Here is a 16,519-nt window from a genome sequence, read left to right on the forward strand (position 1 = left end):
CATGACCATGAAGTTCGGCATCGGTCAGCCCGTGCGGCGGTTCGAGGATGTGCGGTTGTTGACCGGCAAGGGGCGCTTTCAGGACGACCAGAGCCTGGCGCGTCAGTCCTATGCGGTGTTCGTGCACTCGCCGCACGCTCATGCCGCGATCCGCTCGATCTCGACCGAGGCGGCGTCGCGCGCACCGGGCGTGATTGCCGTCTACACCGGGGCAGACTACGCCGCCGACGGGCTCGGGATGCCGAAGGCCGCCATGCCGCGAAAGAAGAAGGACGGCTCGCCGATGTTCGCGCCGCAGCGGCCGGCCCTGGTGGTCGATCGCGTGCGCTATGTCGGCGATCCCGTGGCGCTGGTGATCGCCCACACGCTCGATGAGGCCAAGGACGCCGCCGAGCTGGTCGAGGTCGAGTACGAGCCGCTGCCGTCGGTGACCGAGGTCGGCACCGCCGCGGCGCCCGGCGCGCCACGGGTGTGGGACGAGAACCCGGACAACATCTCGCACACGCTGGAGCGCGGCGATCGCAAGGCGACCGACGAGGCGTTCGCACGCGCCGCGCACGTCGTGCGCCGGCGCTACGTCATCACCCGCGTCCATGCCCAGTACATGGAGCCGCGTGGCTCGATCGGCACGTACGATGCCGGCGACGACCGCTACACGCTCTACGCCGACGTCAACTACCCGCACCGCGTTCGCAACATGCTGGCCAATGTGATTTTCAAAGTGCCGGAGAGCAAGGTCCGCGTCGTCTGCCAGGACGTCGGCGGCGGCTTCGGCGCCAAGGGCTGGCAGTATGTCGATCACCGCCTGACCCTGTGGGCGGCCAGGAAGGTCGGCCGGCCGGTGCGCTGGAGCTGCGAGCGCAGCCAGGTGATCATGGCCGACGAGCATGGCCGCGATAACATCGGCGACATCGAGCTGGCGCTCGCTGCCGACGGCAGGATCCTCGGTCTCAGGCTGCACATGCTGGCCAGCATCGGCGCCTACATCGCCTCCGATCGCCAGCTGCTGACGCCGTTCGGCCAGATCGGCACGGTGACCGGCGTCTACGACATTCCCGCCGCCCACGTCACGATCGACGCGGTGCTGTCGAACACCAACCCGACGGCGCCCTATCGCGGCGCCGGCCGGCCCGAGGCCGCCTACCTGATCGAGCGCATCGTCGAGGTGGCGGCGCAGGAACTCGGCATCGATCCGATCGAGCTGCGCCGCCGCAACATCATCCCGAAGGAGAATCTGCCCTACAAGGCGCCGCTCGGTCCGTTCTACGATTGCGGCGAGTTCGAGAAGAACATGGACATGGCGCTCGCATCATCCGACTACGCAGGCTTCGCCAAGCGGCGCGAAGCCTCGCGCGCCAACGGCAAGCTGCGCGGCATCGGTCTCGCCAATGCCATCGAGCAGGCTGCCGGACCGACGCCGGAATATGCCGAGATTCGCTTCAATCCGAGCGGCACCGCCATGATGCTGATGGGCACCAAGACGCACGGCCAGGGCCACGAGACCGTGTTCAAGCAGATCCTGCACGACAAGCTCGGCATCGCGCCGGGCGATGTGCAGTTCATCGATGGCGACACCGATCGCGTGGCCTTCGGCATGGGCTCCAACGGCTCGCGCTCGATGGTGACCGGCGGCACGGCGCTGAGCCTCGCCGCCGAGAAGATCATCGCCAAGGGCAAGCGGCTCGCCGCCCATCTGCTCGAAGCCGCCGAGGCCGACATCGCCTTCGCCGATGCGAGGTTCTCGGTCGTCGGCACCGACCGCAGCCTCACCCTGAAGCAGGTCGCCATGGCGGCCTTTCAGCCGGCCCGCCTGCCGCCTGGTATCGAGCCCGGCTTCTACGAGGACGCCACCTATGCGCCGAAGCGCGATACCTTCCCCAATGGATGTCACGTCTGCGAGGTCGAGATCGATCCCGACACCGGCGAGGTGGCGCTGCTGTCCTATCTCGTGGTCGACGATGTCGGCACGGTGATCAATCCACTGACGCTGGCCGGCCAGATTCACGGCGGCGTGGCGCAGGGGATGGGCCAGATCCTGATGGAGCGGGTGGTCTACGACCCCGGCTCCGGCCAGCTCCTGACAGCGAGCTTCATGGATTACGCCATGCCGCGCGCCGACACGATGTGCAGCATGAAGATCGTCAGCAATCCGGTGCCGACGGCGACCAATCCACTGGGCGTCAAGGGCGCGGGCGAGGCCGGCTGCGTCGGCGCCATGCCGGCGATCATGCTCGCCATCATGAATGCGCTGGCCGCGCGCGGCGTGCGCGAGCTCGACATGCCGGCGACCAGCGACCGCGTGTGGCACGCCCTGCAATCCGCCGGCAAGGCGACCAACGGAGCCTGACCATGGCGGCGATGCGAACCGGTGCCGAGTATCGTGCCAGCCTGCGCGACGGCCGTCGTGTCTTCGTGCTGGGCGAGGGACAGGTCGACGACGTCACCACGCATCCGGCGACTCGGGCGATGGTCGAGGAATACGTCGCCTGGTACGACCGGCATCTCGACCCGGCCTGGCAGGACACGCTGCTGACGCCGCCATGCCAGGGCGGCACGCGCACGCCGCTCGGCTACGTCGTGCCGAAATCGGCCGACGATCTGGTGCGCATGGGGCGCAGCTTCGCCGCAACCACGTTCCTCAGCGCCGGCAACATCACGCACACGCCGGCCTACGGCCACATGATCGCGCTCGGAGTGCTGCACGCGGTTTGCCTGTGCAACGCGTCGGCTCAGCAGGTTGCCAATGCCGAGGCTCAGCGCGCCTCGATCGCCCGCACCGGCCGCTTCCTCACCTTTGCCGCGGGCGCGGCGCCGATCGGCTTCCGCCTGCGTGCCGACCCCACCCAGCGCTCGTCGCTCAGGATGGTGCGGCAGACCGATGCCGGCATGGTGGTCAGCGGCAAGATCGGCATGCACACCAGCCCGGCCTATGCCGAGGACGTCTATATCGGCGCGCTCAACGGCGTCGATCTCGAGGGCTATCGGGCGACCTTCACGGTCGCGGTGAACGCGCCGGGCGTCACGGTGATCTGCCGCAAATCCTCTGCGCGCGATGCCAGTCCCTTCTCGGCGCCGCTCAGCAACCGCTTCGACGAGCTCGACGGCCAGATGTGGCTCGACGAGGTGCTGGTGCCATGGGAACGCGTGTTCCTCGTCGAGCCGATGGCCGAACCGGTGGCGCGCTGGCTGCTCTGGCACCAGCTTTATTGCTGGCTGTCCAAGGCCGAGTTCACGCTCGGCCTGGCGCTCGCCTGCGCCCATGCCATGGGGCTGGCGGCGCACGACCAGACCATCGAGTACCTGCTCGACCTGATCACCGACGTGCAGACCGTGCGGAGCTGCCAGGTCGCCGCCGAGCGCGATCCGGAGTTCACGCCGGAGGGCAACTGCTCGCCCAACCATGCGCATCTTGCCGCCGGCAGCCTGGCGATGCTGAAGGCGCGGCCGCTGGTGAGCGAGATCCTGCGCATCCTGCCGGGCTCCTCGCTGGTCGTCGCGCCGACCGATCGCGACCTGGCCGATCCTGCCCTGGCGGCCGGCCTCGCCGAATCGTTCGAGGGCGGCGGCTACACGGCGGCGCAGCGCTCGGCACTCCTGCAGATGGCCTGGGATCATGTCGGCTCGGCGCTCGACCAGCGCGAATCGGTCTACGAGCTGCATTCCAATGGCGGCGTACCGGTGTGGCGCCGCCGGCTGCGCCGCAACTTCGCCAGCTACAACGACCTCGCCAACAGCGTCCTGCGCAATCTCGGCATGGCGATGCCCGAGATCAATCTCGACTCCATCCGCAACGCACCCCTGGTCGGCCGCCGCGTCGTCACGCCGCCGCCGATTGAGCCGAAACCGGCCTCGTGAGGAACGGCCTGCAAGAGCACTTTTCTGTCGTCCTGAGCGCGACGCTTGCGGAGCAAGCGTCGTAAGCGAAGGACCTCATTGCCCTTGCACAAGTGTGCTTTGTAACTTCTGGCGATGAGATCCTTCGCTACGCTCAGGATGACATGAAAGAGGAGTGGGTTCTCAATACCTATGTTTGATGAGCGAGCGGAACGCTCGCGGTCCGGAAGAGCATGAGTTCGAAATGAGGGGGCACGAACAGCCGTGCAACCCCGGACCCGACGGCCTGTTGTTCCGGCGATGCAGGAGGCTCGCATGCCCAATTCCAGGATCACCTGTCTGATGGCGGCAGCGGTGGCCGCGCTGTCGCTCGCCGTGCCGGTCAGCGCCCAGCAACGTGGAGTGAGCTCTCGCGAGGATCCCTCACGTCTGCCCGAATCCGGTCCCGCAGTCGTTGGCGGCACGGGCGCGACGACCGGGCCGAATTCGAAGAACCAAGCCGTCATGCCAATGCCTGGGAGCGAGCAGGAGCTCAGTGAACGGCCGGCCGACACCCTGCCGCTTCCGGAGATCAGGCCGGTTCCCGGCCGGGCCAAGCCGCCTTCTCCGTCGAAGTGACGCCGCCCGACCTCAATCGCGCCGTCGCTCGCGGTAGAGGTTGGCGAGCCGGGCGATCAGGAAGGCCACGTACATGACGCCGAGCACCTGCTCGACCACGATCAGGCTGCGCGCCTGGTGGGTCGTCGGTGTGATCTCGCCAAATCCGGTCGACGTCAGGACGGTGAACGAGAAGTACATCAGGGCCGACCAGCCAAGCTTGCCATCCGGCTCGTTGACCGAATTGACGTGGAAGGCATGCGGCTGATTGACCTGCAGGAGCGAGAACAGCGTGGCAAACATCACCGCGATCAGCACGTAGGCCGAGACGGCGGCGAAGACCTTGTCGGCGGTGATCGGGCGGGCGTCCATGACGTAGCGCAGCAGCTCGACGATGACGATGGCAGTGAAGGTTGCCGTCGCCGCAAAGGCGAGCGGCGCGAACCATCGCAATCCGGTGCGCAGGGCGACCACGGTCTCGGCCGCGACCATCAGGAGCAACAGGGCAGACCAGATTGCGAACAGCCACGCCCGGAAGGGAAAGAGGGCCAGCGCGACGATGGCCACGACGCCCAGAAGGAGGAAGGCGACGCTGATGGTTGCCCTGGCAAACGCCGGGTCGGCGAGAATGAACAGAAACAGCGCCCCCAGCAGGGCGCCGCAGCGATTGCGGCGCAGCCAGGCGAGGCGCCGCAACGTTGATATGGTGAGCATGATCGAGCGTTCCCCCGGCCGATCGATACCACCGGCATCGACGATCAGCCAGAAGGCTGGAGCATGATCGGGCATTCGCAGCCGGAAAAAGCCGCCATGCAATCCCCACTGGAGCCGAGTGCAGCGAGGTACGCCGATCCGGGGTCCGCGCCTAGTCAGGCCCCCCGGCCTTGGCCAGGCCCTCGGCAAAGACCTCGCCGTGCGCGAAGTGGCGGAGGCTGTGGCGGAGCACGGAGACGCGCAACGGCGGGCCGACGCGATTGCGCCGGGCGAGAAACTCGGTGGCCTCGTCGCGAAGGCCAAGATGGCCGCAACAGCTGATCAACGCGTTGTAATGGCCGGCGAACTCCGCATCGGCGGCGACCGACGCGCGCAGGTGCGGCAACGCTTCCGCAAAGCGGCGCGCGCCTAGCAGGGCGAGGCCGTGTATCGCTCTCGGCGTACCCGGCCTCGCGGTCCTCGATGTAGTGGTAGAGCGTCGCCCACCAGAGGGCCCAGCTCAGAATGGCATGCGCGCGCGCATAGCGCGGATCGATCGCGAGCGCGCGGTGCAGCAACCGTTGCGCCTCTTCGTTGTCGCGATGTCCGAATTGGTTGACCAGGGCGATTGCGCGGACAACCAGTCCCCAGACGTCGACACTTTCCGGCGGCTTCGAAGCGGCGCGATAGCCCTCGCGCGCGTAGAGATGCGGCTCGATGGAGGCGACAATGTTGCCGGTGATCTCGTCCTGCACCGCGAAGATGTCGTCCAGTCGGCGGTCGTACCTGTCGGCCCAGATATGGCCGCCCTTCTCGGCGTCGACCAGTTGGGCAGTGATGCGGATCTGCTGGCCGGCGCGGCGGACGCTTCCCTCGAGGGCATAGCGGACGCCAAGCTCGCGGGCGATGGTGCGGACATCGACCCTCCTGTCCTTGTAGGCGAAGGCCGAATTGCGGGCGATGACGAACAGCCAGCGCAGGCGGGACAGAGCCGCTGTCAGATCGTCTGTCATCCCGTCGGCGAGAAACGCCTGCTCGGGATCGTCGCTCAGGTTCGCCAGCGGCAGCACGACGATCGATGGTTCGTCGGGCAACAGGAGGGCCGGAGCGGCTGCGGCCGGCCGGTCCCCACCGCCGACGACGGCGTAGGCGCGAACCGGCTCGGCGATGTTCTTGAGCCGGTGGCTGCCAAGGTCACGAAACCCGGCGGCGATCTTGCCCTTGACCTGCTCGTAGACGGCTTGCGACAGGCAGATGCCGCCGCTTGCCGCCAGGCCCTCGAGGCGTGCGGCGACATTGACGCCGTCGCCCAGGATGTCCTCACCCTGAACCAGAATGACTCTCTCCTCAATGGCGGCAGTCGAGGCGCGTCAACCCGCCGACCAGCGCCAAACCGCACGAGGCGATTGGCCGGCGGGCAGCACCGCATGTCGATTTTCAGGAAGAAGCACTATCAGGGGCGGGTTGAGTGTGGGCTGATGATGTTGCCATAGCGGTCGAGCCGATTCCCTTGGCCGTCATAGCGGAAGCCGTACTCGTCGCGGAAAGCCTGGACACCGGCCGGTGGCGTCGTGGCGGGGGGAACGGCGGCGACGACGACCGGGGCCGGCGTGACATAGGTGGTCGCTACCGGTGCCGGGGCGACGTAGGTCACGGGCGCGGGCGCTGCGTAAACGGCGGCGGGTGGCGCCCGCACGACCTCGGTGGTGTTCGTATAGCCACATGCGGATACCGCAAGACCGAGTCCGGCGCTGGCCAAGATTCTGGCACTCATCGTGGATTGACCCTCCTGTCGGCGAAAGCCTGCTCCTAATACGCGCCAGCAGGGGGCGAGGTTGCGGGTGGCGTGTGCCGATTTGGCGCCCATGGGCGGGCAGGCACGGCTTTGCCGTCGATGGCGGCGGGGCCGCGGGCGTTTCGGCGCCGCCGCACGAATGGTTGCCCGTGGGCCGGCTCTCAATATCTTTTGAGCTGTGGGCCGAGAGAAGTCTCGGCCTGAATTGGAAGGCAAGCTGCTCGAACTCCTTGTGCATCGAGCAGCGACTGGAAAGCTGCATGAAGTTCACCTCGCGAACGCCGCGTGACAGGAAGTGGTCGACGATTTCCTGTCGCTGATCGTGGGTGCACGGTGCCGCACGCGTGGTCCGTGCGTCGACTGCCTCGCGATGCCAATGAGCCGCTGCAATCTCCGTGAAGGTCTGGCGTCGAGCGGGTGGTCGTTAGGCGCCGCGAGGTCGAGGCTGTCAGTTGAGCAGGCTGGCGCCAACGTTGATCGCAAGGGCCAGAATGGCTGTGTTGAAGGCAAAGGCGACGATGCCGTGTACAAGCGTGAGACGACGCATGACTGGGGAGGTCGTGGCCACATCAGCAGTCTGCGCGGCGCAACCGATGACAAAGGAGTAGTAGAGAAAGTCGTGATAGTCGGGCTGACGGTTGCCGGGAAAACTCAATCCACCCGGACCGTTGTCGTCTGGCTTGTAGTAGACATTGGCATAGTGCAGCGCGAAGATCAGGTGTGTGAACGTCCATGACAGGGCAACTGTCAGGGCCGTGAGAATCAAGCTGGTCCCCAGCGTGTCGCGTTTGCCCGCCAAGGCAGCCAACTCGGCAAAGATGGCCACGAAGCTCGCAGCGGCGCTGCCGATCACCAACAAGAGAATGATCCAGTCGCCTTCGTCGTAGAGAGCGGCCCGTTCACGGCACGTACTGACGGTCGATCCTGCGACCACGAACATCGTCGCACCGACGTACAGGAACGTCGCCATATCCCAGCCGTAGATGAAACGGGTCGGCATATTGACGCTATCGGGCAGGACGACAAGCACGACAATGGCCGCCCCGAACGACACCAACAGCCGGCGACGGCCGACGATGAAGCGGAGAGTCCGCTGCTTGAAGGTTCGGAAGGTCATACCGACGATTTTGCCGTCACTGCCCGGCAGCGCGGAGCTGTCGCGGTGCGCCGATTCGGCAGGTCATCATTACCTCACTGGCAACACACCGTCGGGAAGGCCAGACAAATGCCGCCACCTCCGTCATCGGCAGCACAGCAGGAGAGAAGGTGCTAACGCGTCCCGTCCAAGCTGGCTGCGCCGCAGCGGAAGACAGGAACCTGAACAATCTCCAGACCGTTATCCGTGACATGACGACACCCCCGCGCGAACCATCGCCCGTGCCGCCAACACCAGGCAAGACAGACCCGATCCCTCCCGAGCTGCCGCAGCCCGGCGGGCCGACCCCAGAAGATGCCCCACCGTCGCCATCCCATCCCAACGGTCCGCCGCCGGTGGCCTGATGCATTGGTTGCCTGAATTTCATTCGAACAATTGGCGGACCCGGCGAGATTCGAACTCACGACCTCTGCCTTCGGAGCAATTTAGCCGGCCCATCCTAAGAATACGATAGGGCACGCTACAATGCGATATGTACCTGAAACAACTAGATATTTCGGTTTCCTCCGCCGACAAGACTATCCGAGCATTCGCTCCGATTTCCGCCCGGATGCTTCCGTGGTGCTTCCGCGGAGGCGGTCCCTCTTCAGTGGAGGCAACGTCAGATGACGAAGCTGACCAAGCGGACCGTCGACGCTGCCGACGTCCGTGAAAGGGATTACTTCATCTGGGACGATGAACTGCCCGGCTTCGGCCTGCGCGTGTTTGCTTCCGGCAAGCGTAGCTACCTTATGCTCATCAGCAGCCTCGCTGGCACGGGCGTAGTCGAATTGGCGACACCGGTTCGTAAGCCGTGCCACTTCTTGGTGATGCGGATCGGGCATCGCGCGTCTCACCTGGTGCACCATGCTATTCTCATTGCATTGCTGGTTTGTGCGGAAGCGATCTCGGCGTTCTGAACTGCGGCTGCGCAGGAACGACCGACAGCCTGATCAATACATACTATAGTTGATAAACTTATAGTGTGTAAACTGCGACCAGTTGCGCATGGATGTGCGCAAGCTGGTCGGACGCAACTTCGCGCGCTTGCGGCGAGAGAAGGCCCTCACCCAGGAGGAGGTCGAAGTTCGCTCGGGATTCAGTCAGCAATATCTGAGCAGTCTTGAACGCGGACGCCGCAATCCTACGGTCGTTACGCTCTACGAACTCGCTCGAGCACTCGGCGTCAGCCACGTCGATCTCGTCAAACCTGACGATAAGGAAGAATGAGGCGCGATCTCTGCCCGCTTCTAAAGCAGCCCAAGTGAGCGGAAGGAGGCGTGAGTACCGTGCCCAATCACGACATGGTCGTGCAATTCCACCTCAAGAGCATTGGCGGCTGTTTTCAGTTCGCGGGTTGTCTCGATGTTCTCCCGCGACGGCTTGGGATCGCCGGACGAATGATTGTGAGCGACGATGAGCGCGGAGGCGTTGAGCATCAAGGCACGCTTCATCACTTCTCTCGGGTAGACGGGCGTGTGATTGACCGTGCCGCGCTGCTGCACCTCATCGGCGATGAGATTGTTCTTGCGGTCAAGGAACAGTATCCGAAACTGCTCGATCTGCTCGTACGCCATTGCAGTCTGCAGGTAGGCGATCCTGCCTAGAGAGCTTGCATCTGGTGCATCCGTGCACCCTCGGCGCGGCGAGACGAAACAGCCCAAAGCGGTTCGCCATCGCGAACGTGTTGCCAGCAAAGGTATGTCGCGGCTCGAGACCAATCCTGTGCCTTCGCCGACGTGGAAGGCAACGGGCTATCACGATCATCGAGGACCAAGCCCGATCATGAGCTGAAATCTTACTGCCGACGAGAAGTCTCAACCCCGTATTCGCGACCTGCGTGCTTCCTCCCTGCTTGCGGTCGCTCACTGAACCCGGCGCTCTACTCGGCGCCGGGTTCCTTTTTATTCGGATGTTTTCCAAGCCTTCGTGGATTCCCGAGTCTGCGATGTCAGTCGCCGAACGGTGCCGGATGCAGTGCGTGGCGATGCGCAGGCAACTTCGTGTGCCGGACGCCCGATTTTTTGAAACCATTTCATGCGTAGCGTCCCGTAACCGCTCGATTAAAGCCAGCTCCATCCAGCTTCCGGGACCTCCAATTCAAGGAAAACGGGGAAATGGTCGGACGCCTTGGCGTCGCCATCGATCCGCATGCTGGCAACGTGACGCGCCACGGATGGGGTCACGAACATGTGGTCGATGCGAACGTCGCCGGAATATTCGCTACGGATGGTGATTCCGTCGTCTTCCTTGTAGCCAGCAACTACCCATGCGTCACGCAGGGATGTATTGCGGATCACCCGCCCGTTGCGTGCGTCCTTCTCGCCGCAGATCAGCGCGTACTCGGGGCTCTCGTGGGTGAAGTTCATGTCTCCCATGACTAGTGCGGCCTCAGGCAGGCTCGGGACCTCCATACCCTCCGTCCAGTCGAGTGTGTGCGTGCCGTCCCATGCAGAACCGTTGGTGGGTGCCTCGTTCACGATCTGGAGCAGCGCCTGCACTTGCGGCACCCGCTGCCCCGAAGAAATGTGGGATAGATGCAGCGAATAGACGCGCACCTTGCCGACCGGTGTCACCACTACGGCCTCGACCACGCAGCGCTGTAGATCGTAGATTTTCGATAAGGCGTATTTGGGCAACAAGAAGGTGCGGCTCGATTCGATCGGCCAGCGGCTCGCCACCATGTTTCCGAACGTGCGGCGCCGGTTGTCGGGTTTTCCTGCGCTTGTCCTGGTCGTTGCTGCGACATTGAAGCCGCTGCCGAAAACATAGTGATAGCCCAGCCTGTTGGCGAGCCCCGCGGCCTGGTCCTCGCCGCCGTTGCGCTCCCAGTTCTGGGCGACCTCCTGGAAGGAGACGATGTCCGCGCCTCTCACATCGCCTGCCGTACGGTCCAGGTCGAACTTCATGTCCAGGCCGCGGCCGAACTGGATGTTGTAGGTGGCGATGGTGACCTTCATGACAGTGCTCCGCTCACTTGATTCCGGAATGGACAAAGGCGTCCATGATGTATTTCTGCGCGAAGGAGAAGATTGTGAGCGCCGGCAGAAGCCCCAACACGGCGGTTGCCATCAGTGGGCCCCACTGCTGCAGCTGCTCCTGATTGGTCGCGAAGAGTTTCAGTCCGATCGACAGGGTCTTCATGTCGGCGTCATTCAGGACGAGGTGCGGCCAAAGATAGAGATTCCACGCCGACAGGAAACTCAATACCGAAAGGGAGGCGATCGCAGGCAGCGAGTTGGGTATCACGATCGAAACCAGGGCCCGTAGCGGACCAGCGCCGTCGATCACGCCGGCTTCCAGCAGTTCGGTCGGCACGACCTTGAAACTCTGTCGCAGGAAAAAGATGGCAAAGCCGCAGAAGGCGATCGAGGGAATAATGACGGCGGCCAGCGTGTTGTACAGGTCGACCTTGACGATCGCGATGTAGGTCGGGATCAGCGTGACCACATAGGGAATCGTCATGGTTCCGACGATCAGCGCGAACAGCCAGTCGCGGCCCTTGAACCGGAAGTGCGCGAAGGCGAAGGCGGCCGGAATGGCGATGGCCATCTTTCCCGCCGCGATCGCGACCGAAGTGATGACCGAGTTCACCAGCCAGTGGGCGACGGGCTGGATCTTGAAGGCCGCGACGAAGTTGGCGAAGGTCGGCTCCATCGGCAGCAGGCCGAGCGAGCGCCGGAACGTTAGCTCGTTCGGCGTGAACGCGGTCGTGAACATCCAGAGGAGCGGGAAAAGCGTCACCACGGCCGCGACCACCAGGGCAAGGTGAATTACCGCGCGGTTGATCAGCTGCCCCGCGGCGCTGGAAGCCGGGCTACTGGTAGTGGACATAGCGCTCGAAGGCCCGGAACTGCAGCCAGGTGGCGAAGGCTACCAGGACGATGATGAGCGTGGCGACCGAGGCCGCTTCTCCGAACTGGAACTGCCGGAACGCGCGTTCGTAGAGGAAGTAGACCAGGTTCGAGGACGAGTTGTACGGGCCACCCTCGGTCAGCACGTCCACGACGCCCACGATCTCGTCTAGCACGATCAGCACCGTGGTGACCGCGGTGAAGAACAGGGTGGGCGAGATCATCGGGATCTCGATCCTGGTCGCCCGCACCCACGCGCCTGCTCCGTCCAGCTCGGCGGCCTCAATGACCTCGCCGGGAATGTTCACGAGCGCGGCGGCGTACAGGATCAGGTTGAGACCGAACCCTTTCCAAAACGAAACTGCGGCCACGCACCACAACGCCATATCGGGATCGCTCAGCCAGCGATGTGTCGGCATGCCGATCTGCTCAAGTACCGTGTTCAGCACGCCAACGATGGGGTTGAACATCCAGAGCCAGACCACGCCCGCGATGGAGAACGACACGATCGTGGGGATGAAGTAGATGCCCCGGTAGGTGCGCACGACGAGTGGCCGGCGCACCCGCAACATCACGAAGGCGAGAGCTAGCGGGATGATGATCTGCGCCGGCACCAACACCGCGAGATAGATCGCTGTGTTGGCGGCGGCGCTGTGGAAGTCGATATTGTGGAGCGTGGTGAGATAGTTCTCCACACCCCGCCATGTGAACTCATTCCGCAGGACGTTCCAGTCGTAGAACGAGACGCCGACGTTCAGCACCATGGGCAGGTAGATGAAGACGACGACGGCGAACACCGCCGGCGCGATGAACAGCCACGCCGCATACCGGCCTTGGAGCGCGAACATCTTGGGTCAGGCGAGCAGCTTGGCGACGGCGTCCTTACTGTTCTTCAGACCGTCGGGCACGGAAGCCGAGCCGTTGACCATCCGGGAAATCCAGTCGACGTAAACTTTCAGCGCTTCAAGTCCGCGCGGACCAGGCCACACCGTCTCCGGGGTAAGGCCGTCAGCGAGCTGCGCATAGGCCGCTTCCTGCCCCGACGGAATCGGCAGATCGTGCTTGGTCGTGTTGAGGTAACCGGTGCCCAGCCAGATCTTCATCGCCTCCGCGGTACCGCAGAACTTGAGGAACTGAAGCGCCGCGGCTTGCTGCTCCTTGTTGCGTGCAAGGATTGAGAGGAAGTTGCCACCGCTGTTCATGCGGCGCGGCCGACCTTCGAGGCCCGGCATCTTGGCGAGCTTTATCTCGAAGGCGCTCTGGGCTTTGATGCCCGACAGGCGCGCCGAGCTGGTCACCATGGTGCTGAGCGCACCGGCCTGAAAGGCGGTGAGCATCTCGCTGATGCCAATCGGCTTCCACAAGCCCTTAGTCTTGGCTTCAACGAATTTCTGCATGCCGTAGATCGCGTTGGCACTGTCCATCACCGGCTTACCGCTGGCGTCGAGGACGTCGCCGCCCGCGTTCTGGATGAATGCCTGGGGCTCCCATTCGTTGACCTCGTAGCAGAGCGCCGCTTTGCCAGTCTTTTGCTGGAGCGCGCCCAGTTTGACGTAGAGATCCTCGACGGTGGTCGGAAGCGCGGCCGCATCGAGACCTCCCGACTTCCAGTGATCCATGTTCACATAGAGCATCGGCGTACTGAGCGCCCAGGGAATGCCCAGGACGCTGTTGTCGATGGTCACCATCTTGATCGCCGATTCGCGGTAGTTGTCGAGGACGGCCTGGCCCTCGGCGCCGAACTGGCGCAGATCCTGGGCGCCCAGCGTATGCTTGGCGAAGGAAGCGAGCTTCCAGCCGGTCGTCAGGACGGCCGGAGGACGGCCCGCAGCGATTCCCGCCATCGCCTTCTGGGTGATCGCCTCATACGTGGTGCCTTCCTGCCGGCTGACGGCAGTGACGCCGAGGTTCTTCTGGTTGAACGCCTTGATCACCAGCTCCATCGGATGATCGGCGCCGGAAAAGAAATGCACGATGTCGATCGACGCATTGGCCGACCGAGCGGGGGTGCTGCTCAGGATCGCGGCCATCGCAAGGCCCCCTCCCGTGGCCCGGAGGAGGCCACGCCGGCCGATGTTCGCGTTAGAAGAACTGTCGTGGTTGCCCATTGTTTCCTCCCTTTGGCGCTTATCGCGGCCATTCCTGCACACGTGTGCATGATCGCATACTATTTTCGACGGGGTCAAGCCGCGCCCAGGCAAGCCTACCGCCGCTTCCGTGTGGCGGGGTTGGAACGGTCCTTCCGCTTGACGGCAGGGCGCGTCGACCGGCGGACCTTGAGTTGAGCCGGTACTTCGATGTGCTCAGGCCGGGTGCCTGGATGGTCGCGCAGTTTCAGAAGGAGGTCGATGGCGGACGCCGTCATACGCTCGACGTTCTGGTCGACTGTCGTGAGATCGTAGCCGCGCCACTTTGCAGCATCGATGTTGTCGTAACCTGCCACCGACAGCTGGCTCGGCAGATCAAGGCCGAACTCGGAGCGCGCCACGTCGACCATGGCGATCGCCATGGTGTCGTTGGCGCAGAAGATGGCATCGGGTCGGGGCCTCATCGATAGCAGGCGCCGGGCGGCGGCAGCCGCTCCGTCATAGGTGTAATGGCCGACGTCGCGCGCATGGAGCGCCCTTCCCAGCCGGATAAGCCGTGCCGTGAAGCCCTTTTCCCGGTCGCGGCTGCTCGACGTGTCCTCCAGACCTGCCAGGAAGCCGATGCGGCGATGCCCTCCAGCCACGAGATGATCCGCAATCGCGGCTCCGCCGCCGACGTTGTCGCACGACACCGCGCTTACGTCGTCGAGGCTGCCATAGCGGTTGATCAGGACGACCGGCCGGCCCGCCCGAGCGCACTGGGTCGCCATCGTGGAGGAGAGCGTGGAAGCAGCGATCAGCACGCCGTCGACCTGATAGGCCAGCAGTTGTGGAATCAGTGAATCGAGATCCTGCGAACTGTACCGGCAGAGAAGCAAAGGGGCGAGGCCTGCCTCCTGCAGCTTCAGGCAGACCAGCTCGAGCACCCGTGCGTAGAACGGATTGCCGAGGTCGGCGACCACCACGCCCACCATGCGGGAGCGCCGCGTGATCAAGCTGCGGGCGATGGCATTAGGACTATAGCCGAGCGCCGCCGCCGCCTTGAGTATCTTCTCCCGTGTTTCGTCGGAGACGTACGCGCCTTCGGTGAACGCACGCGATACGGCCGAGCGCGACACACCAGCAAGTCGCGCTACATCGAGCGAACGGATGTTATGGCCTTTTGCCTTGTCCGCTTTCATGGCTTCGTTGACATCCGCAATTCCTACATGCCAGTAATGCACACGTGTGCAGAAGAAGTGCCACACCCGATGTGTGATGTGAAGCCGGTAAATGAACCACAGTTCGACTGGGACGCGCAGGTGCGACGGTGGCCTCGTTGCTATTCTACTCCTTACCTCGATCTTGACGATGCTGAATTCGGCATCATTCCCGGCGCTGGTGCCAGTGCTGCAGCAACAGTGGGATCTCACCAACACCGAGGCCGGACTGATCAGCGGCATTTTCTACGGCGGCTATATCTGTGCGGTGCCCTTTACCGTCTCGTTAACCGATCACGTCGACGCCAAGCGCATTTATCTGGTCGCGCTGGTCGTCACCGCCGTCGCAGGGTTGGCGTTTGCATTGTTCGCGCAAGGCTTTTGGTCGGCGCTGCTGGCGCGCGCACTGGCGGGTGCGGGAATGGCCGGCACCTATATGCCGGGTCTGCGCCTGATCACCGATCGGACGGCACCCGGGCGGCACGCGCGTTGGATTGCGCTCTACACGGCAACCTACAGTCTTGGAATCAGCGTTTCCTATGTAGCCACCATCGAGTTCGCTGAGCACGTCGGCTGGCAGGGCGCTGTGGCGCTGGGTGCGAGTGGTGCATTGATCAGCGCACTGATGATCCTGCCCGTCCCGGGCGACACTCATCCAGCTCCGTCAGGCCGCATTCATCTGCCGAACATGCGGCCAGTGCTGAAGAACCGACCCGCGCTACGCTACATCGCGCTCTACGGGCTGCACAATTGGGAGCTCTTTGCCTTCCAGAGCTGGATCGTCGCCTATCTCACTTGGTGTGGCGTCCAGGCAGCGGCTGGTCCCGACTGGCCGAAATGGGTCAGCTGGATAACCGCGCTGTTCCTCGTGGCAAGCATGGCCGCCAGCATCGGCTGCGCCGAACTCGCCACTCGTTTCGGTCGCCCACGGGTGATCGCCACCGTCATGGGCCTGGCGCTCGTGCTGTCGATTGTCGCCGGTTCCGGCGCTCACTGGCCGATCTGGGCAGTCGTACCTGCTTGTCTGCTGTTCAGCATGCTCACGATGGCCGATTCCGCCGCTATCACCACCGGAGCGATGTTTGCTGCGGCCGAGGGACAACGCGGTATCACCCTCGCAGTGCATTCCATCGTAGGATTCAGTGGCGGATTGCTGGGGCCTCTCGCCGTGGGCGTTGTCCTCGACGTCACGACGGCAGCGCTAGGTAAGGCCAGTTGGCTCGGCGGATTTGTGACGATGGCAATGGGCTCCGTTGCAGGCTTGATCTTGCTTGCTATGGCGAGGCGAGCTAGGTGAGCTGAAATTGTGGGATCAATAGAAACTC

The 16,519-nt window shown here is 64.0% G+C and carries 16 protein-coding genes and 1 pseudogene; 7 read left to right on the top strand and 10 right to left on the bottom strand.

Annotated features, from left to right (window positions below; all coding sequences use genetic code 11):
* Nucleotides 1-7 precede the first annotated feature (7 nt).
* From ACILR9_RS16060 to ACILR9_RS16070, 3 genes are all read left to right on the top strand, one after another.
* The gene (locus tag ACILR9_RS16060; RefSeq protein WP_395710954.1) at nt 8-2,347 is read left to right on the top strand and encodes a xanthine dehydrogenase family protein molybdopterin-binding subunit; all 2,340 of its coding nucleotides are present in this window, start codon (nt 8-10) and stop codon (nt 2,345-2,347) included.
* Nucleotides 2,348-2,349: 2 nt separating this feature from the next.
* Nucleotides 2,350-3,855: a 4-hydroxyphenylacetate 3-hydroxylase N-terminal domain-containing protein gene (locus ACILR9_RS16065; RefSeq protein WP_395710955.1), complete on the top strand. Its 1,506-nt coding sequence runs from the start codon at nt 2,350-2,352 to the stop codon at nt 3,853-3,855.
* 294 nt (nt 3,856-4,149) lie between these two features.
* Nucleotides 4,150-4,452 carry a hypothetical protein gene (locus ACILR9_RS16070; RefSeq protein ID WP_395710956.1) on the top strand — a complete coding sequence of 101 codons (303 nt, stop codon included), beginning with the start codon at nt 4,150-4,152 and terminating at the stop codon, nt 4,450-4,452.
* Nucleotides 4,453-4,464: 12 nt separating this feature from the next.
* On the opposite strand, the gene ACILR9_RS16075 is transcribed toward ACILR9_RS16070, so the two are convergent.
* The gene (locus ACILR9_RS16075) at nt 4,465-5,145 is read right to left on the bottom strand and encodes an ion channel (RefSeq protein ID WP_395710957.1); all 681 of its coding nucleotides are present in this window, start codon (nt 5,143-5,145) and stop codon (nt 4,465-4,467) included.
* A gap of 151 nt (nt 5,146-5,296) precedes the next feature.
* A complete protein-coding gene (locus ACILR9_RS16080; protein ID WP_395710958.1) occupies nt 5,297-5,530 on the bottom strand; it encodes a hypothetical protein in 234 nt (77 codons plus the stop codon).
* Nucleotides 5,531-5,654: 124 nt separating this feature from the next.
* Between ACILR9_RS16080 and ACILR9_RS16085 the strand changes: the two genes are divergently transcribed.
* A complete protein-coding gene (locus ACILR9_RS16085; RefSeq protein WP_395710959.1) occupies nt 5,655-6,617 on the top strand; it encodes a hypothetical protein in 963 nt (320 codons plus the stop codon).
* Here the strand turns inward: ACILR9_RS16085 and ACILR9_RS16090 are convergent.
* Complete coding sequence (locus tag ACILR9_RS16090) at nt 6,578-6,898, bottom strand: hypothetical protein (RefSeq protein WP_395710960.1); 321 nt, start codon at nt 6,896-6,898, stop codon at nt 6,578-6,580. The two genes, ACILR9_RS16085 and ACILR9_RS16090, sit on opposite strands and share 40 nt — an antisense overlap.
* 469 nt (nt 6,899-7,367) lie before the next feature.
* On the bottom strand, nt 7,368-8,036 hold the full coding sequence (locus tag ACILR9_RS16095) for a DUF1345 domain-containing protein (RefSeq protein WP_395710961.1): 669 nt from the start codon (nt 8,034-8,036) through the stop codon (nt 7,368-7,370).
* A gap of 644 nt (nt 8,037-8,680) precedes the next feature.
* Between ACILR9_RS16095 and ACILR9_RS16100 the strand changes: the two genes are divergently transcribed.
* Nucleotides 8,681-8,974 (top strand): hypothetical protein, encoded by a 294-nt coding sequence (locus ACILR9_RS16100; protein WP_395711036.1) that lies wholly within the window; start codon nt 8,681-8,683, stop codon nt 8,972-8,974.
* Nucleotides 8,975-9,062: 88 nt separating this feature from the next.
* Entirely contained in the window at nt 9,063-9,284 is a 222-nt protein-coding gene (locus ACILR9_RS16105; protein WP_395710962.1) for a helix-turn-helix domain-containing protein, read from the top strand.
* Nucleotides 9,285-9,304: 20 nt separating this feature from the next.
* Here ACILR9_RS16105 and ACILR9_RS16110 read toward each other — a convergent pair.
* From ACILR9_RS16110 to ACILR9_RS16135, 6 genes and pseudogenes are all read right to left on the bottom strand, one after another.
* A pseudogene (locus ACILR9_RS16110) lies at nt 9,305-9,652 on the bottom strand (RadC family protein); the annotation flags it as partial.
* A 465-nt stretch (nt 9,653-10,117) separates the two neighbouring features.
* Nucleotides 10,118-11,014 (bottom strand): endonuclease/exonuclease/phosphatase family protein, encoded by an 897-nt coding sequence (locus ACILR9_RS16115; protein ID WP_395710963.1) that lies wholly within the window; start codon nt 11,012-11,014, stop codon nt 10,118-10,120.
* Between the two features lie 13 nt (nt 11,015-11,027).
* Complete coding sequence (locus ACILR9_RS16120) at nt 11,028-11,888, bottom strand: carbohydrate ABC transporter permease (RefSeq protein ID WP_395710964.1); 861 nt, start codon at nt 11,886-11,888, stop codon at nt 11,028-11,030.
* A complete protein-coding gene (locus ACILR9_RS16125; RefSeq protein ID WP_395710965.1) occupies nt 11,872-12,756 on the bottom strand; it encodes a carbohydrate ABC transporter permease in 885 nt (294 codons plus the stop codon). Before ACILR9_RS16125 ends, ACILR9_RS16120 begins: the two co-directional genes overlap by 17 nt.
* A gap of 6 nt (nt 12,757-12,762) precedes the next feature.
* Complete coding sequence (locus tag ACILR9_RS16130; RefSeq protein ID WP_395710966.1) at nt 12,763-13,938, bottom strand: extracellular solute-binding protein; 1,176 nt, start codon at nt 13,936-13,938, stop codon at nt 12,763-12,765.
* A 173-nt stretch (nt 13,939-14,111) separates the two neighbouring features.
* Nucleotides 14,112-15,176 carry a LacI family DNA-binding transcriptional regulator gene (locus ACILR9_RS16135; RefSeq protein WP_395710967.1) on the bottom strand — a complete coding sequence of 355 codons (1,065 nt, stop codon included), beginning with the start codon at nt 15,174-15,176 and terminating at the stop codon, nt 14,112-14,114.
* Nucleotides 15,177-15,267: 91 nt separating this feature from the next.
* Here ACILR9_RS16135 and ACILR9_RS16140 point away from each other — a divergent pair, with 91 nt between their 5' ends.
* Nucleotides 15,268-16,491, top strand: a complete 1,224-nt coding sequence (locus ACILR9_RS16140; RefSeq protein ID WP_395710968.1) for a CynX/NimT family MFS transporter — start codon at nt 15,268-15,270, stop codon at nt 16,489-16,491.
* The last annotated feature ends 28 nt before the right edge of the window (nt 16,492-16,519 follow it).

It is taken from the genome of Reyranella sp. (assembly GCF_044224635.1).
GTDB lineage: Bacteria > Pseudomonadota > Alphaproteobacteria > Reyranellales > Reyranellaceae > Reyranella.

Coding starts and splice junctions, on each gene's coding strand:
- ACILR9_RS16060 (WP_395710954.1), top strand. CDS start 8: ATGAAGTTCGGCATCGGTCAGCCCGTGCGGCGGTTCGAGGATGTGCGG.
- ACILR9_RS16065 (WP_395710955.1), top strand. CDS start 2,350: ATGGCGGCGATGCGAACCGGTGCCGAGTATCGTGCCAGCCTGCGCGAC.
- ACILR9_RS16070 (WP_395710956.1), top strand. CDS start 4,150: ATGCCCAATTCCAGGATCACCTGTCTGATGGCGGCAGCGGTGGCCGCG.
- ACILR9_RS16075 (WP_395710957.1), bottom strand. CDS start 5,145: ATGCTCACCATATCAACGTTGCGGCGCCTCGCCTGGCTGCGCCGCAAT.
- ACILR9_RS16085 (WP_395710959.1), top strand. CDS start 5,655: ATGCGCGCGCGCATAGCGCGGATCGATCGCGAGCGCGCGGTGCAGCAA.
- ACILR9_RS16090 (WP_395710960.1), bottom strand. CDS start 6,898: ATGAGTGCCAGAATCTTGGCCAGCGCCGGACTCGGTCTTGCGGTATCC.
- ACILR9_RS16095 (WP_395710961.1), bottom strand. CDS start 8,036: ATGACCTTCCGAACCTTCAAGCAGCGGACTCTCCGCTTCATCGTCGGC.
- ACILR9_RS16100 (WP_395711036.1), top strand. CDS start 8,681: ATGACGAAGCTGACCAAGCGGACCGTCGACGCTGCCGACGTCCGTGAA.
- ACILR9_RS16105 (WP_395710962.1), top strand. CDS start 9,063: ATGGATGTGCGCAAGCTGGTCGGACGCAACTTCGCGCGCTTGCGGCGA.
- ACILR9_RS16115 (WP_395710963.1), bottom strand. CDS start 11,014: ATGAAGGTCACCATCGCCACCTACAACATCCAGTTCGGCCGCGGCCTG.
- ACILR9_RS16120 (WP_395710964.1), bottom strand. CDS start 11,888: ATGTCCACTACCAGTAGCCCGGCTTCCAGCGCCGCGGGGCAGCTGATC.
- ACILR9_RS16125 (WP_395710965.1), bottom strand. CDS start 12,756: ATGTTCGCGCTCCAAGGCCGGTATGCGGCGTGGCTGTTCATCGCGCCG.
- ACILR9_RS16130 (WP_395710966.1), bottom strand. CDS start 13,938: ATGGCCGCGATCCTGAGCAGCACCCCCGCTCGGTCGGCCAATGCGTCG.
- ACILR9_RS16135 (WP_395710967.1), bottom strand. CDS start 15,176: ATGAAAGCGGACAAGGCAAAAGGCCATAACATCCGTTCGCTCGATGTA.
- ACILR9_RS16140 (WP_395710968.1), top strand. CDS start 15,268: ATGAACCACAGTTCGACTGGGACGCGCAGGTGCGACGGTGGCCTCGTT.